General features: G+C 45.8%; 14 protein-coding genes, 1 tRNA gene and 3 pseudogenes. 15 read left to right on the top strand and 3 right to left on the bottom strand.

The genetic code is table 11. The features are described 5' to 3' along the window. The first annotated feature begins 98 nt into the window (after positions 1–98). From AC6I3O_RS19785 to AC6I3O_RS19770, 4 genes and pseudogenes are all read left to right on the top strand, one after another. On the top strand, positions 99–527 hold the full coding sequence (locus AC6I3O_RS19785) for a hypothetical protein (RefSeq protein ID WP_497852341.1): 429 nt from the start codon (positions 99–101) through the stop codon (positions 525–527). Next, positions 524–1,216, top strand: a complete 693-nt coding sequence (locus AC6I3O_RS19780; RefSeq protein ID WP_497852340.1) for a TVP38/TMEM64 family protein — start codon at positions 524–526, stop codon at positions 1,214–1,216. The genes AC6I3O_RS19785 and AC6I3O_RS19780 overlap by 4 nt, the downstream gene beginning before the upstream one ends. Then, a complete protein-coding gene (locus AC6I3O_RS19775; protein WP_497852339.1) occupies positions 1,217–2,785 on the top strand; it encodes a TIGR04282 family arsenosugar biosynthesis glycosyltransferase in 1,569 nt (522 codons plus the stop codon). A gap of 3 nt (positions 2,786–2,788) precedes the next feature. Then, positions 2,789–3,460: pseudogene (locus tag AC6I3O_RS19770) on the top strand (TIGR04283 family arsenosugar biosynthesis glycosyltransferase); the annotation flags it as partial. A 375-nt stretch (positions 3,461–3,835) separates the two neighbouring features. On the opposite strand, the gene AC6I3O_RS19765 reads toward AC6I3O_RS19770, so the two are convergent. Then, positions 3,836–3,976, bottom strand: a complete 141-nt coding sequence (locus tag AC6I3O_RS19765) for a hypothetical protein (protein WP_497852338.1) — start codon at positions 3,974–3,976, stop codon at positions 3,836–3,838. On the opposite strand from AC6I3O_RS19765, the gene AC6I3O_RS19760 reads away from it, so the two are divergent. The 5 genes and pseudogenes from AC6I3O_RS19760 to AC6I3O_RS19740 all read left to right on the top strand — a co-directional run bounded on the left by AC6I3O_RS19760 (position 3,929) and on the right by AC6I3O_RS19740 (position 9,313). After that, a complete protein-coding gene (locus AC6I3O_RS19760; RefSeq protein ID WP_497853533.1) occupies positions 3,929–4,252 on the top strand; it encodes a uroporphyrinogen decarboxylase family protein in 324 nt (107 codons plus the stop codon). The genes AC6I3O_RS19765 and AC6I3O_RS19760 overlap by 48 nt on opposite strands. Before the next feature lie 218 nt (positions 4,253–4,470). Continuing rightward, entirely contained in the window at positions 4,471–5,358 is an 888-nt protein-coding gene (locus tag AC6I3O_RS19755) for an Abi family protein (RefSeq protein ID WP_497852337.1), read from the top strand. An 81-nt stretch (positions 5,359–5,439) separates the two neighbouring features. Continuing rightward, complete coding sequence (locus AC6I3O_RS19750) at positions 5,440–6,249, top strand: acyltransferase domain-containing protein (protein WP_497852336.1); 810 nt, start codon at positions 5,440–5,442, stop codon at positions 6,247–6,249. A gap of 158 nt (positions 6,250–6,407) precedes the next feature. Further along, positions 6,408–8,066 (top strand): annotated as a pseudogene (locus AC6I3O_RS19745) (DUF4091 domain-containing protein). A 336-nt stretch (positions 8,067–8,402) separates the two neighbouring features. Beyond that, positions 8,403–9,313: pseudogene (locus tag AC6I3O_RS19740) on the top strand (Rpn family recombination-promoting nuclease/putative transposase). Positions 9,314–9,533: 220 nt separating this feature from the next. Here the strand turns inward: AC6I3O_RS19740 and AC6I3O_RS19735 are convergent. Next, positions 9,534–9,656: an ABC transporter permease subunit gene (locus tag AC6I3O_RS19735; protein ID WP_497852335.1), complete on the bottom strand. Its 123-nt coding sequence runs from the start codon at positions 9,654–9,656 to the stop codon at positions 9,534–9,536. Positions 9,657–9,867: 211 nt separating this feature from the next. On the opposite strand from AC6I3O_RS19735, the gene AC6I3O_RS19730 reads away from it, so the two are divergent. Both AC6I3O_RS19730 and AC6I3O_RS19725 read left to right on the top strand, forming a co-directional pair. Next, positions 9,868–10,401, top strand: coding sequence for a sigma-70 family RNA polymerase sigma factor (locus AC6I3O_RS19730; RefSeq protein WP_497852334.1), 534 nt, complete (start codon positions 9,868–9,870; stop codon positions 10,399–10,401). After that, on the top strand, positions 10,391–11,473 hold the full coding sequence (locus tag AC6I3O_RS19725) for a DUF4179 domain-containing protein (protein ID WP_497852333.1): 1,083 nt from the start codon (positions 10,391–10,393) through the stop codon (positions 11,471–11,473). The genes AC6I3O_RS19730 and AC6I3O_RS19725 overlap by 11 nt, the downstream gene beginning before the upstream one ends. 101 nt (positions 11,474–11,574) lie before the next feature. Here the strand turns inward: AC6I3O_RS19725 and AC6I3O_RS19720 are convergent, their stop codons facing one another. Further along, a complete protein-coding gene (locus AC6I3O_RS19720; RefSeq protein ID WP_497852332.1) occupies positions 11,575–12,468 on the bottom strand; it encodes an AraC family transcriptional regulator in 894 nt (297 codons plus the stop codon). 153 nt (positions 12,469–12,621) lie between these two features. On the opposite strand from AC6I3O_RS19720, the gene AC6I3O_RS19715 reads away from it, so the two are divergent. From AC6I3O_RS19715 to AC6I3O_RS19700, 4 genes are all read left to right on the top strand, one after another. After that, entirely contained in the window at positions 12,622–13,788 is a 1,167-nt protein-coding gene (locus AC6I3O_RS19715; protein WP_497852331.1) for a galactokinase, read from the top strand. Positions 13,789–13,815: 27 nt separating this feature from the next. After that, complete coding sequence (gene galT / locus AC6I3O_RS19710) at positions 13,816–15,306, top strand: UDP-glucose--hexose-1-phosphate uridylyltransferase (protein ID WP_497852330.1); 1,491 nt, start codon at positions 13,816–13,818, stop codon at positions 15,304–15,306. 77 nt (positions 15,307–15,383) lie between these two features. Continuing rightward, a tRNA-Arg gene (locus tag AC6I3O_RS19705) sits at positions 15,384–15,457 on the top strand. A gap of 118 nt (positions 15,458–15,575) precedes the next feature. Next, positions 15,576–15,725 carry a hypothetical protein gene (locus tag AC6I3O_RS19700; RefSeq protein ID WP_497852329.1) on the top strand — a complete coding sequence of 50 codons (150 nt, stop codon included), beginning with the start codon at positions 15,576–15,578 and terminating at the stop codon, positions 15,723–15,725. Positions 15,726–15,746: the final 21 nt, after the last annotated feature.

The following is a 15,746-nucleotide window of genomic DNA, read 5'->3' as shown; positions in this document are numbered from 1 at the left end:
TAAGCAAGATAATTACAAGATATGGCTGTCATATATTGTATATTTTATGCTTAATGCGGCAGTCCCTTTCGTAATTTTTATTGAGGTATGGAGAATCTATGAAAAAAGTACTATATATCATCTCAGATCTATTGATAGCCGCATTGCTGGCGGGAGCATATATCGTCCAGTATTTTGCGAAACGTAAGCTGGGGATGAACCGCTGGATCGTGTTCAAGATTTCAAAAGTAAAAGAAGCGCTGCCGATCGAGATGCTGCGCTACGTGGCCGTGGCGGCAGTGCTTGCGCTGGCAGTCCTGGTTTTGCTCCTGTATGGAAGGAACAGGAAGGCATACCAGAAAATCGTTCTTCCAATGGTAATCGTGACGATTGTGCTTGCGGCAGGTTATCTTGGGTTTACGCTATATTTTTCACAGGAGCGAGTCCGCGCCTATTATCTGATGCTGCCGTTGATCGGTCTGGCAAATGTGGTGCAGTTGGCAAAGACTTTTACTGCGATGAAGCTCTGTAAGGTCAATGAGCCATGAAGAAATATATCAAAATCATAACGTTTGCATTCATTATCGTACTGATACTGGTGTTGAACCATTACTTCGGCTGGTCAGACTATCTGTCGGATGCGGATAATCTGATGTTCCTGAAGGAAACGGTGGAAGAGCACTTCCTGTGGGCGCTGTGCATCTATATTGTCCTTACCATCATCGGCTGCGTCGTGCTTGCGCTTCCGGGAATTACCTTTGCCGTTGCGGCAGGCATACTTTTCGGGCCGTTCATGGGTATCTTTGCGTGCCTGACCGCTACGACCCTTGGCGCCATGTTCGCGTTCCTTGTGGGAAGGTTCTTTCTCAAGGAATCCGTAAAGCCTATGCTTGAAAAGAACAGGCTGTTGAAGCGGCTTTTGTTCTCAGAGGACGGGAAGAGCGACATGATCGTACTTATGATCACGAGGATGGTTCCGCTCTTTCCCTATAATCTGCAAAATTTTGCCTATGGGATCACGGATATCGGATTCTGGAAATATTCCATATTCACGTTTATCTTCATGCTGCCAGGAGTGTCCTTTTTTACCATTGGTTCGGCGGGGCTTACGGCAGAAGGGGACAAGTGGAAATACTTCCTGACTGCCGGAATCCTTTCAGTACTGGTGACGGCAGCCGGGATTCTGATCCAGAGAAAGTTTCTTGGGAATGTAAAGGAGGAAACAAAAGGAAATTAGATGAAACAGGCAATCATTTTATTTACAAGAGTCCCTGTGGCTGGACAGACAAAGACAAGGCTGATGCCATTTTTATCAGGGGAGGATTGTGCGGCGCTGCACAGCGAGTTCATCCGAAGCGCTGCACGGGCATGCCAGGGCGTGGATGCGGATCTTCTGGTGTATTACGCTTTGCCGGAGGCAGTGTGCCCGTCTGGGGCGAGAAAGAATGACGGGGCGTGTATTGGAACGCTTGCGAAGTTGACCAAAGGCTCTAAGGGTTTTTATCCCCAGAAGGGGGAAGGACTGGGGGAGCGGATGTCACAGGCCTTTGCGGAAGTTTTTGCGCTGGGATATGAGCGTGTGCTGCTTACTGGGACGGATATTCCCCAGATAACGGCCGATATTTTCCGACAGTCCTTCCGGGAGCTTGAGGAATACGACGCCGTAGTGAACCCCACGGAAGACGGCGGTTATTATCTGATTGGACTGAAAAGCGCCAGGGACGATATCTGGAACGTGCCTCATTATGGCACGAATACCGTATTTGAGGATACTCTCTGCCAGCTTGAAAAGGCAGGGCTTCGTGTCTGCGTCGGGCAGACATTGAGAGATATTGATACAAAGGAAGATCTGATGGCATGGTATGGGGCTGACCGCTGTATCCACTGCGGGGCATGTACAAGGAGCTGCCGTTTTCTTGAGAAGTATGGGATCGATCTGGAAGGGTTTGCGAAACGGCCCGAGCTTGCATATTCCTGCTTCCTGTGCGGCAGGTGTAAGGCGGTATGCCCTAAGGATATTGACGGCGCGCGTATGGCAGTCCTTATGCGGCAGATGCGTGAGGACAGAGCTTCCTATCAAGGTCTTTTGTGGGAGAAAAGCCCCTATAAATTCGCCAATTACCGGAAGGGATGGAAAAAGTCTGTTTTTTTCCCGGGATGTAATTTTACCGCATTTTATCCCAAGACCACGAAATATCTGGAACGTCTCATGAAAAAGCATGGGATAGGGACAGTCTATGACTGCTGCGGGAAACCGGTCTATGAGCTTGGGCTTAGGGAAGATTCGGAAGATGGCCTTGACCGGATTGCCGCCCGTCTGAAAGAACAGGGAGTGGAGGAGTTGATCGTGCTGTGTCCCAACTGTTACCATTTTTTTAAGGACAGGCTTGAGGTTTTGATGGTGACAGTCTATCAGAAGCTCAGAGAACTGGGCGAAGGAAAGCCTGTGAAAAAAGACAGGATTCCCATTTACTATCCATGTCCGGACAGAGATCAGAAGGAAATGTTCCAGGATGTCTGCCAGTTTTTGGAAGGGGAGGTAACGGAGCCGTTTTGGAAGGTTCAGTGCTGTGGGCTGGGTGGCTGCGCAGGCGTGAAGGAACCTGAGCTTTCACGGGAAATGGCGGAGTCGGCGAAGGATTACGGCGATGAGCTGTATACTTATTGTGCTTCCTGTATCAGTAATTTCAGGAGAAAGGGCATGGAAGATGCGCACCATATCCTGCCGTTGATTTTGGGGATTGAGGAAAAGGTGCCTCTTGGGATACAGCCATTCATGAATCGTGCAAGGAGAAAATTATTGTAGATGAAGGTTTCAATTATTATTCCAATCTATAACGAAGAAACGACAATCCGAAAACTGCTTGGGTCTCTTGAGCCGGTGAAAGAAAAAGCGGAGATTCTTTTCGTGGACGGCGGGAGTACGGACAGGACATTGCAAATGATACCGGAAGGATATACGGTGCTTCAAGGAGCGAAGGGGCGGGCAAGGCAGATGAACCTCGGTGCAAATAAGAGCAGTGGGGATGTGTTGTTCTTTCTCCATTGCGACAGCGAACTTCCGGCAGATGCCATAGAGCAGATTGAGGCGGTCATGGAGCAATACCGTGCAGGGTGTTTTGGGATTGCGTTTCATTCTAAAAATATCTGGATGAAATGCTGCCAGCTCATTTCCAATCAAAGAATTAAGGACCGGAAGATCATGTTCGGGGATCAGGGAATCTTTATCCGGCGGAAACTATTCTTTGAGATAGGCGGGTTTCCGGATCTGCCCATCATGGAAGATTACCAGTTTTCCCTTACGCTCAAAGAGATGGGGGTCAGGCTCGGGATTGCCGGGAAGCGGATCTATACTTCTGACAGGCGGTTCGCCAGAGGCGGAAGGCTTCGGGTAATGTGGAAAATGAACCGTCTGCGCGCGATGTACAGAAGAGGCGTGGATATTGAGAAGATTGCAGAGCTGTATAGGGATGTGAGGTAATAGAGGAGATGGGAACCGGCATGCCGGGAGACGGCGGAGGTTTGGCTTGGCACGCCGCAAGGGACTGTGTACTGTCTGGTGATGAGCAGGGAACAGACAGACGAAGTCTGAAAAGATTTTGGCAGGAATCGCGAAAGTCCATTGCGTCTTGCCTTTTTATATGGTATACTTCTTACATAAGAATCTTAAAAGGTGTTCACCTTCTATTTTCTATCCGACAGTTCGCCGGATTATTCAATCATTATTTTAAGTATGCAGATTATGAGATTCTTAATATTGAAGATTTTGTTATCAGACATCAATGATTTCTTTTGAAATCCTGCTTCTCTATGTGTATGTTTCATGATATGATGAATCTATACAGTAAAAGTCTTCCTAAGAGAATTCTTTGCCACCCTTAAAGGTGAGCTGATAAGCATACATGACCATGGTAGTCGTTGACATGAAAGGTCCGCCGCCGGTCATGGTATACACGATATCGAACACCTGCATGGAGCTGATAATTGCCAGAAACATAAGTTAAATGAGCTGAGCCTTGACAACATCATCGACCTTGGGCGTGCCGTTGAGGAACTGGGGAATCAGATTCCGATTGCGGGAAATATAGATCCCGTGGAAGTGGTGATGAATGGCAGCAGGGAGGAAATCCATAGGGAGGCGCTAAGATGTATTGAGATTGGACAAAAGGCAGAGAAAGGGTATGGGTTGGCCACCGGGTGCGATGTGCCGGAAACAGCGAAACCTGTGCAGATTGACTGGATGATGGAGGCGGTCAGGGAATACTGCCGCTAAAATAGCATATACTGAGTATAAGCTTCATTTTGCTTGACTTCTGTAAAAAGTCATTGTAAAATAAGCTTAGTGATCGTACTGGGGAAACTTGTGAAGCCCTCAGTCCGGAAGGCTCCTGAGGGAGCCTTTCGTTATATTTTGATAATGCAATCCTTGGTGTAATATGGATAGGACAGGAGGGAATCGGAACGTCAAAGACCTTTAAATCATATGAAGATTTGTTAGAAATCTTACAAAAAGATAAAAATCTGATAATCGATGATATAAGTTATGCAAGACGTATTCTAGCGAAGACGGGCTATTTTTCTCTGATTTCTGGTTATAAATCTATTTTTAAAAATCCAACTACCGGAAAATTTAAAGATGGTACTACTTTTGAAGACATATATAGGCTCTATTTATTTGACAATGAATTGAGAAGTATATTTTTGAAATATATACTCATCGCCGAGCATGGTATAAAATCTTCATTAGCATATTATTTTACGGAAGCATATGGAGAAGATCAAAAAGAATATTTATCGATGGAGCATTATATGGTGACAAAATCAACACAGTGCGATGTACGGAGGATGATAAATATTCTTTCTTACAATATTACACATAGAAGTGACTATACGTTTATAACACATTACAAAAATCAGCACAAAAACGTGCCGTTGTGGATTATGATTCAAGTATTGACGCTTGGACAGCTTTCGCATATGTTTGATCTGCTAAAAGCAAATGTGCCCATTAAAATGTGTTGTAGTTATCATGATGTTGGACGGAAAGATATGCACTCTTTCTTATCTGTTATGACAAAACATCGAAATGTCTGTGCTCATGGAGAGCGTTTTTATAATTATGTTACAAAAGATAGTATTACAGATACGTTGCTTCATAAAAAGATAGAGATATCACGGGAAAAAGGACGTTATCAGAAGGGGAAGACAGACATTTTCTCTGAGGTGATTATTTTAAAATATCTTTTAGATAAAGAAGATTTTCATAATTTTTATTATGAACTGATACGTTGCTTCAAAAAATATCGTCCGAATGAGAAGATAATGAATATTATGGGTTTTCCTGAAAAATGGATGGCTATCATACGTTTAAAATTATAGAATAGAGACAGGGGATTTGCGAGTAACATTTTGAGTGTATGGAGGGAAACATAGTTTGTCCCCCAAAGGAGAAAGAATGAGATGAAGATAGAAGAAATAATGGAACGGATTCATTTACCCGAAGAAGCACGCGGGCTGGTACGTAAAGAGCGGATAGACGAGAATGAATATGGCGTCTGGAAGGAGAAGTTGTATCAGGATAGCCGGCGCTTTATCGGCGAATGGGAGAAAATGGACGCACGTTTCTCATGGGCGTTGGAATTTTATCTGAAACTGGCAATGGATACCTATGAAGAATACCAAAAGAAAGGGTATGCAGACAAGATATTTGACCAGACCTTTTATGATATTACAATCTGGTGCGGCGAATGTTACCGGAAGCACGGCGTCTACGGTCTGGAAGAACTTATGTGGCTTGGGCAGTCCGTGAAGATGGAACTGTTCCGGCTTGGAAGATTACAGTTTGAGCCAATTCGTACCGAGAAGGATAGGAAGGGGAAGAATCAGCATATTCCTGCGGGAACGAAGGCGTTAAGCGTACATATTCCTGCAGGGGAGCCGTTAGTATATGAGGAGTGCCAAAAGTCTTTCGCAGAGGCGAGAGCATTCTTCGGTGGGGAATATGGGGTGTTCGTCTGTGACTCCTGGCTGTTGTCCCCGCACCTGAAAGAGATACTGCCGGAATCAAGCAATATCATTCGTTTCCAGAATCTCTTCGAGGTGACAGAGGTCAGCTATGCGTATCCGCAGGCGGAACAGAGGATTTTCGGAGATGTACTTGAAGATAAGCGGCAGTATCCGGAGGATACATCCCTTAGGCAAAGGGCGAAAGCGTATGTGCTCGCCGGACGTGATCTTGGAATCGGCGCGGGATTTTTTGTAACCTTTTGAGAATTTTCTCACACTAACAGATGTATGGAAAAAGACGTCTCAGTAATGTATAGATATATTCGATAGGTTAATTCCATATATTTATATTATCAATTTAACAACGGGGAAGATTATGGTTAAAATGTCAATAGCGCAGAGGATACGGAGGTAAGATGCATATGTTTAAACAGAAAGAAGTTAAGTATGAGATGAAATTATTAAGTTCTCTGGTCAAGGTGTTTCAGGACGAGACTCCGGTATACCAGCCGGAATGCCTGAAACTCAGCGCCTTGTGGGGAGAGACGGTATCTTTTCAGGCGGCATACACAGGAGATTATTTTATGCGGGAGCGCCTGGACGTTAAGGTCGTGTCTCCGATTGAAAAATGGATTCGCGTAAGGACTGTGGAACAGGTCCCGGTGGGACGGGCGACCAACGGGATTGTGGATGATAACTATCTGAAAACCACTTCCGGGCTGTACCCGGATCTTCTGCGGGACTTAAAAGACGGAAAGGCTATCGTATGTTCCCATCAGTAGAGGAGCCTTTGGATTGATGTGGATGTGACGGAAGAAATCGAAGCCGGAGATTATGAGATTGAAATTCAGTTACAAAAGGAAGGAGAAAACGTGTGTTCATCTGTCATGAAGCTGTCGGTAATCGGCGTTACCCTTCCGAAACTTGGAATCATGCACACGGAGTGGCTTCACGTGGACTGTCTTGCAGACTATTACCATGTGGAGGTATTTTCGGAGGAACACTGGAAACTTCTGGAAAATTATTTTCATGAATATGTGCAGAGAGGCTGCAACATGATGCTTGTCCCGCTGTTCACATTGCCGTTGGATACTGCTGTGGGACTTGAGCGGACGACGACCCAGCTGATTGAGGTGGAAGTAAAAGACGAAGAGTACCGGTTCGGGTTTGACAAGTTAAAACGCTGGATAGATTTGTGTAAAGACTGCGGGATTGAATATTTTGAGATGTCCCACCTCTTCTCCCAGTGGGGAGCGAAATATGCGCCTAAGGTTGTGGCAATGGTAGATGGGAAGGAAGAGAAGATTTTCGGGTGGCATACGCCAGCTGTGGGCGAGTACACAAAATTCCTGCAATGTTTCCTGCCTAAGCTCACCAACAAGCTGCGGGAGTGGGAGATTGCAGAAGTAACATACTTCCATATCTCCGACGAGCCGCGGGAAGCGCATCTGGAGAGTTTTAAAGCCGCGAAAGAGTCGCTTGGGGACCTGCTTTATGGTTTCCATACTTTTGACGCGCTGTCAAGCTATGAGTTCTACCGCCATGGGCTGATTGACAAGCCGATTCCTGGGAATAACGAGATAGAAGAGTTCCTGGGGCACGGGCTTACAGAGATGTGGACTTATTACTGCACCGGGCAGTTTTATGAAGTGAGCAACCGGTTTATGTCCATGCCGTCTGCAAGGAACCGGATTTACGGGGTACAGTTGTTTAAGTATGACATTATCGGAATCCTGCATTGGGGATATAATTTCTACAACAGCCAGTTCTCCATCGAACATATCAACCCCTATGAAGTGACGGACTCGGGCAATGCATTCCCGTCGGGCGACCCGTTCCTGGTCTATCCGGGAAGCGATGGGCATCCGGAAGAATCTATCCGTATGATGGTTCATTATGAGGCGCTGACGGATTTGAGGGCGCTTCGCCTGCTGGAATCTCTGGCTGGCAAGGAGTATGTGATGGATTTGGTGGAGGGCGAACTTTCGGAGCCGCTGACGTTTAAGAGGTATCCTAAGTCAGATATGTACTTGATTACCCTGCGCAACCGTGTGAACCGTGAGATTGCCCGGAGAATATAGAAAGATAGGGAACAGACAGACGAAGTCTGAAAAGATTCTGGCAGGAATCGTGAAAGTCCATTGCGTCCTGCCTTTTTATATGGTATACTTCTTACATAAGAATCTTAAAAGGTGTTCACCTTTTATTTTCTATCCGGCAGTTCGCCGGATTACTCAATCATTATTTTAAGTATGCAGATTATGAGATTCTTAATATTGAAGATTTTGTTATCAGACATCAATGATTTCTTTTGAAATCCTGCTTCTCTATGTGTATGTTTCATGATATGATGAATCTATACAGTAAAAGTCTTCCTAAGAGAATCCGAGTATTCTGCAGATGAAAGGAGACTTTTTATGAATAAGACACAAAATGGAATGCAGACACAGACAGATTTTATTATGTCCCCGACCGTTGATGTATGTTTTGCCGGATTAATGGAAAATCCTGTTGTACGGAAAGGATTCTGTGCGGCTGTTATGCGGGTTCCGCCGGACCTGATTGGTGAGACAATGCTTGTTCCTACACATCTGCGCAGAGAGAATGCCCAGGATAAACTGGGAATTTTGGATGTTCTGGTAAAATTAAAAGATGGGACACATATCAATCTGGAGATGCAGGTGAGATATTTTGAGTTCTGGGATGAGAGGGCGCTGTTTTATCTCAGCAGGATGTTTTCCGGCAGTTAGAATACGGGGATTCTTATGAAAAATTAGGGAAATGTATCCATGTCAGTATTTTGGATTTTGTACGCTTCCCAGAGGATGAGAAGTGTTACCGTACCCTGCATTTTAGAGATGATGAGAGTAGTGAGCTTTATAATGATAAGATGGAGATTCAGATTCTGGAACTTAGGAAGTTGCCGGAGGAAGTGCGGACAGGGGAGGACATTGTGGATTGGATGCGTTTCTTGAAAGGAAAAAGCAGGGAGGAGTTTGAGCGGATGGCAGAAACAAGCGTATATTTTGGAGAAGCATATGAAGCGTTGCAGCGATTAAGTGCGGATGAACGGAGACGATTGGAATATGAAGAACGGGATAAGGCGTTGAAAGATTATAATACACAGATGAGCAGTGCGCTAAGGCAGGGGCAGAAGATTGGAGAAGAGATAGGAGAGAATGCCGGTATTCATTTAGTATGCAATGTATTGAATTTGCATGCACAGGGAAAATCTGTCGAGGAAATTGCAGCAGTATGTAATTCGAGCATTGAAAAAGTACAGATGATCTTACAGAATGTAAAAAGCATTTTTCAGAAGAGGATTTAAAGACTGGGTTTCTTAGAGGAGCTGCCCGTATCTTACAGAATAAGAAGTGAGAGACCGCACGCCCTCACGGTGTCTTACTTCTCCATATCATCCCTTCAACCCATTCAGCGCGACCCCCGCCTCGAATTTTTACTGGAGCAGCAAATAGAACAGAAACGGCGGCATAAACGTATCACCGCACATGCCATCGAAAGTCCCACATCCACATCATACTGTGCCTTCATGGCAGTGTGCGCATCACCAGAGGCAGAATGACAGACCACAGAATCCTTCGGTTGGAAGCTCCGTCAATCCGGGCAGATTCCAGCAGTTCATTGGGGATGTCAAGAATCGCCTGCCGCATAATGAACACATAGATAAGTACAAGAGATAATTAACGGCATATGGGAGGATGGACGATGAAGATTCAAAAACACAAGTGGCACATAGGAATCCACCGTATCGGTTTTTATCCGGTACAGTGGATTTTTTGTAACTTTTTCTGAAATTTTCCCCACTAATAGATGTACGGAAAAAGACGTCTTTTTGAGAAAAGTAAATAAAGGAGAAGTGTAATGAGTGCAGAGGAACAGATACGGCTTGTGAAAAAAGCAGTAAAGGGAAATCCGGACGCATATGGTACATTGATTGCAGAGCATCAGGAGTATTTGTATAAAATGGCGTATTTATATGTACGCAATGAGGAAGCCGCCCTGGACGTGGTGGGTTCTGCAATACTGAGCGCATACCAAAGCATACGCACATTGAAGGAACCGGAGTATTTTAAGACTTGGCTTACCAGGATTCTTATCCGCACGGCGTTAAACGAGCAGAAGAAAGTGGTCTATTACAGTGAATTGGACAATGTAGTGATTTCGCAGCGGTATACGGGAGTATCGTTGGAAGAAAAATGCGATTTAAATTCTGCCATCGGGCAGTTGTCCGAAAAATATCGCACGGTCATCTATCTGAAATATTTCAGCGAGTTCACGATAAAAGAAATCGCATTTGCCATGGACGCGCCGGAAGGTTCGGTAAAAGCATATTTAAGCCGCGCGAGAGAGGAATTAAAACGAATATTGAAGGAGGATTATCTATATGCAAATTAAATTTGACGATATCAGCGTCCCGACAGAGAAACTGAATCAGGTAGTCGCACAGAATCTCTATGATATAAAAATCCAGTATAAGAAAAGGCGGCAACGGAATCATTTGTTCAGGGGGATGGCGGCGGCAGCCATTCTGTTTGCAGCAGGAGTCTGTTTTACCAATCCGGCGCTTGCGGCGAAGCTGCCCTTGATTGGCCATATTTTCGAGAAGGTTCAGGATGAGATGATGTTCCCAGGGGATTTTGACGAGGTAGCGGAACCGGTAACGGAAGGAAATGTCAGCGAATCCCAAGGCGTTACAATCACATTGTCGGAAATCTACTGCGACCCAAGGGCGATGCAGGTTTCCGCAGTAATTGAGACGAAAGAGCCGTTCCCGGACAAAGTCAAAGAATCCAACATCCTATATGGGGATGACATCGGATATCGAATGGAGCTTGACGTGGAGCAGGATTTTGATTTTATGACGCCTTCTGGCAGTGAGGATGAATGGGAATGGACGCCTGTTGAGATGAGGGGAGAATATGTGGATGAGCATACCTTCGTCGGGGCAATCTATATTCCTTTTTGGGTCAGCCCGATAGCAAGATATACGGTTCCGGATACATTTCAGTGGAAATTAAAAGTGAGCGGGATACGGAATCAGTATTATTCCAAGGCAGGAACATGGGAATTCAAGACGGACGTGACGGTTGACCGGTCACAGATGAAAGTGGTTGAGGTCAATAAAAGCGCGCCGAACGGCGAGATCATCAAATCAGTGACTATGACGCCTACAGAGGTATATGTGGACGCCGTCCATGACGACAGCCGGGAGATTGGGAGTTATGAAGAACTCCAGAGCGTCATGCTGGATGCGGACGGCAGGCACATCATTGATAAAGTGTGGACATTTTCGGCAGAGCAGTACAATGTGTCGAAAATTACGATTTACTATTTCCGCGCCGAGACAGACGAGGCATATATGGAGATACAGGAAAAATTAAACGACGAGTCATTTCAGGATCAACTTGTGGAGTATCTGGAGGAAATATCGGTCGAAAAGATAGAGATTGATTTGAGTGATGTATAGATCTATTAAATAGATTAATGATAACAGAGCGATGAATATTAGAGAGAGGATTATCCTCTCTCTTTTGCCAGGGAGAATACATTGACAATTATTAAAAGCATTTAAGAGGGGATACGCATATGCTCCTTCCGGTAACGGCTGGGGGAGCATCCCATGTACCGCTTAAATATCTGCCCGTAATACGCGGGGGTGGAGAATCCTGTCATGACGGAAGTCTTCGTAACGCTCTCCCCCTCCCGCAGAAGCGCAAGGCTATTCTGCACCCGCAGGAACAGGATATAGTCAAAGATTGTCATTTTCATATATTTCTTAAAAAAACGGCAGCATTCGCTTTTGCAGATGTTCACATGCTCCGAGATTTCATCTAATGTCAACTCCTGTGTATAATGAGCTTGAATATAGGAAAGGATTTCTTTCAGTCTTGCCAGATGCTTCTGGGGCTGTTGCTCGCTGACGGGAAGGGAACTGTAATATCGGTATAGGTTCTGCCAGATGCCGGCGAGGATTAGATGCACCTGCAATTCATAGTCCGCCGGCGGATTCTGCGACATCCGGTAAATCTTTTGGAGCTGTCCAATCACATTCTGATGCCATTCCACGTCTTTTTGGAGTTTTAAGGAATGCCAGCTCTCGTTCGCAGTGATAAAATCCACATATTTCGTCTGGAGCAGGCTATTCTCGTACCCGTAAATGAATCTGGGATGGAAGGTGACGGACAGATAGTTACAGTCCTTCTGCTCTACCATATAGCCGGAATGGAGGGCGTTGCTGTTGCAGAACAAGCCTTCCCCCTGAGAAAGCAGGTTCTTCTCATTGTTCACAAAATATTCGATTTGCCCGGACATGACCCATGTAAACTCGATTTCCGGATGCCAGTGCCAGGGAAATGAATTCTGTTCGTATGCCTGAATCTTCTCGAGGCTTACGTGGACCGGAAATTCATAGTTCCCGTGTTTTTTGATTTCTTTCTGGTCTTTTTCTGTTTGCAGCTTCATAGCAAAACCTCATTTCCTCAATATATTGATAATATTATCAAATATTCTTATTGTATCCCTTGGCAAATCTCATTATAATTATAAAACAAATAGGGCAGATATGCAATCCGTCTGCACTACGGATTGGTAAATAACAAAACGGAGGATACGATGATGAAGGAGAAATTAATTCAGCAGTTCCAAGATCTATACAAAGGGGAAGGTGAAATCAGGGCTTACTTTGCGCCGGGGCGTGTGAATCTGATCGGAGAGCACACAGATTATAACGGGGGGCATGTATTTCCCTGTGCGTTGACATTAGGGACATATGGAATCGTAAGGAACAGAGAGGACAGGAAACTCAGGTTCTACTCTGCGAATTTTGACAAGCTGGGTGTCATTGAGACGACCCTTGACGAGCTGGTTCCGGACCCGAAGGCGAATTGGACGAATTATCCCAAAGGCGTGATGTGGGCGTTCGAGAAACGGGGATATAAGCTGGCGCACGGCCTGGATATCCTGATTTACGGAAATATCCCCAACGGTTCCGGACTGTCTTCTTCCGCGTCCCTAGAGGTGCTGACAGGAATCATATTGAAGGATACTTTTGGGTTTGATAATGTGTCCATGGTGGATATCGCGCTGATCGGCCAGGATTCGGAGAATAATTTCAATGGCTGCAACTGCGGGATTATGGATCAGTTTGCCAGCGCAATGGGCAAGAAGGACCACGCCATTTTCCTGGATACCAATACGCTTCATTATGAGTATGCGCCGGTAGCGCTTGAAGACGCGAAGATTGTAATTACCAACAGCAAGGTAAAGCACAGTTTGGTGGACTCTGCGTATAATGACCGGAGAAATGAATGTGAGACGGCTCTGAAAGAGCTAAAGGCCGTGACAAATATTTCTTCCCTTGGAGAATTGTCAGAGGAAGCGTACGAGGAGCATAAGGACGCAATTAAGGATGCTGTTCGGCAGAGACGGGCAAAACATGCCGTCTATGAGAACCAGAGGACGATCCGCGCCGTTGAGGCTTTGAAGAACCAGGATGTAGAGCTGTTCGGAAAGCTGATGAACGCATCCCATGAATCCCTGCGGTATGACTATGAGGTTTCCTGTGAAGAGATTGACATCCTTGTGGATCTTGCCCAGGCGATGCCGGGTGTGCTTGGCTCCCGTATCACGGGCGGCGGTTTTGGCGGCTGTACCGTCAGCATCGTGAAGAATGACGCTGTGGATACATTTGTCAGCGAGATTGGGAAGGCATACAGAGAGAAGGTAGGGCATGACGCGGAGTTCTATGTTGTAGATATCGGGGACGGCGCAAGTGTAATTTAGATTTTGGCAGCATAAGGAGAAGAGAAAATGTTAAGTGAAAATATCAAAAAATTAGTAGAATACGGCATTCAGACTGGCTTAACCCCTGAGGAGGAGCGAATCTATACGACGAATCTCCTGCTGGAAATGTTCCATGAAGACGACTATGAAGATGCTGCGTTAGACACGGACGAGATCGAGTTGGAATCTGTGTTAAAGGAGCTTCTAGATGAAGCGGTAAAGCGCGGCATTATCGAGGACAGCATCGGATACAGGGATTTATTTGACACGAAGTTAATGAACTGCCTTGTCCCAAGGCCGGCACAGGTACAGGCGGCATTTGCGGAAAAATATAAGGCGTCCCCTAAGGAGGCGACGGATTACTATTACAAACTGAGCCAGGACAGCGACTATATCCGCCGTTACCGCGTAAAAAAAGATATGAAATGGAAAGTGGATTCCCCTTACGGCGAGATTGATATTACCATCAACCTGTCAAAGCCGGAGAAGGACCCTAAAGCAATCGCGGCGGCGAAACATGCCAAGGCGAGTAGTTACCCTAAGTGTCTTTTGTGCATGGAGAACGAAGGATACGCCGGACGCCTGAACCATCCGGCGAGGGAGAACCACCGGATTATCCCTGTCACGATTAACGACAGCAAATGGGGATTCCAGTATTCTCCGTATGTGTACTATAATGAACACTGTATCGTATTTAACGGGCAGCATGTCCCGATGAAGATAGACCGGGCGGCGTTTATCAAGCTGTTTGATTTTATTAAGCAGTTCCCGCATTACTTCCTTGGATCCAATGCGGATCTTCCAATTGTGGGAGGCTCTATTTTAAGCCATGACCATTTCCAGGGCGGAAACTATACGTTTGCCATGGCGAAGGCGCCTATTGAGAAGTCTGTGACGATTCCGGGATACGAGGACGTGGAGGCAGGAATCGTGAAATGGCCGCTGTCTGTGCTGCGAATTAGGAATCAGGATGAGAAGCGGCTGATAGATCTTGCAGACCATGTTCTGGGCGCCTGGAGGGGATATACGGACGAGGACGCATTTATTTTCGCAGAGACGGACGGGGAACCCCACAATACGATTACGCCGATTGCAAGGAAAGTAGGAGATACATACGAGCTTGACCTGACGCTTAGGAATAATATCACGACAGAAGAGCATCCGCTGGGGGTTTATCATCCTCATGCCCAGTACCATAACATCAAGAAAGAGAATATCGGACTGATTGAGGTCATGGGGCTTGCGGTGCTGCCTGCAAGGCTGAAGGAAGAGATGGAGATTCTGGCAGATTATCTGGTGGATGGCAAGGATATCCGAAGCAATGAGAAGATTGAAAAGCATGCGGATTGGGCGGAAGCATTCCTGCCTAAGTATGACGGCATCAATAGGGAGAATGTGATGGATGTGCTGAAAGAAGAAATCGGCATTACATTTACCCATGTGCTGGAGGACGCAGGCGTCTATAAGTGTACGGAGGAAGGGCGTCATGCATTCCTGAGATTTATAGACACGCTGTAAAATAAATGCGAAAAGCCTATTGACAATCTGGGACAACTGATATATAATAAATATCGTTGTAAACAGATTGTTAATATGTGGGCGTAGCTCAGCTGGATAGAGCGTCTGGCTACGGACCAGAAGGTCGGGGGTTCGAATCCTCTCGCCCACGCTAAAAGTCCTTGCAGTTTCTCTGTAAGGACTTTTATCGTACAATGACGATATGGGGCTTGATGTATCGGGGATGATGAAGCCTGATTTATACACTTCCTGAAAGGAGGAGTCCGTGGATGGAGAAGAGAAAGATTGCATGTGAAGTCTGCCGCAACCAGTGCGAGATGGAAGTCGAGATGGAAGACGGCGAGGTAGCCGAGGTTACGGGCAATGGATGTATGAAAGGGTATATTTTTGCGCAGAATGCGGTTAAAGAGCAGCAGTAATGCGGCTTTGGCAATTTTAGC

The organism is Sporofaciens sp. St.21A7 (assembly GCF_059728535.1).
Note: the sequence above shows the minus strand (reverse complement) of the source record. Positions and strands in the feature narration are given on the sequence as shown.